The 472-nt window shown below is 59.3% G+C and carries 1 protein-coding gene; it reads right to left on the reverse strand.

From position 1 onward, the window contains the following. A partial coding sequence (locus AM629_RS21530) for a hypothetical protein (protein WP_338049422.1) occupies positions 1-446 on the reverse strand: 446 nt, incomplete at its 3' end. Between the last annotated feature and the right edge of the window lie 26 nt (positions 447-472).

Consider the following 472-nt stretch of genomic DNA (forward strand, 5'->3'; position numbering starts at 1 on the left):
CCGCCGGTGTTATTGATGTCGCCGGTACGCAAAGTTAAGTGTCCGCCACTCAACAACTGGCCGCCTTTTGGGTTGGTATTGCGGGGATTAGCCAGCCAGTGACCGCGGGTATCGACGGTCATGTCGCCACCCGACTGTAACCGCCCCGCGGTATTATCCAGCTGACCACTGGTGACTGTGGTAGCGCCCTCACTCAGAATTCGCCCCTGTTGGTTATCCAGTAACTGCCCGTCAGTCTCCAGCGTCAGGGCGTCGGCGGATTGTAAGCTGCCCTCGCGGTTGGTGAGTTGTCGGCTGTGAATGCCCAGCCCGCCATTGCCGGCTATCTGGCCCTGCGTATTATTGAGCGCGGTGCTGGTCAGGGTGGTTTTGCCCTCTGCCGCGATTACCCCACCGGTGTTATTGATGTCGCCGGTGCGCAAAGTTAAGTGTCCGCCGCTTAACAACCGGCCACCTTTTTTGTCCGTCGTGG

It is taken from the genome of Photorhabdus heterorhabditis (genome assembly GCF_001280945.1).
Classification (GTDB): domain Bacteria; phylum Pseudomonadota; class Gammaproteobacteria; order Enterobacterales; family Enterobacteriaceae; genus Photorhabdus; species Photorhabdus heterorhabditis.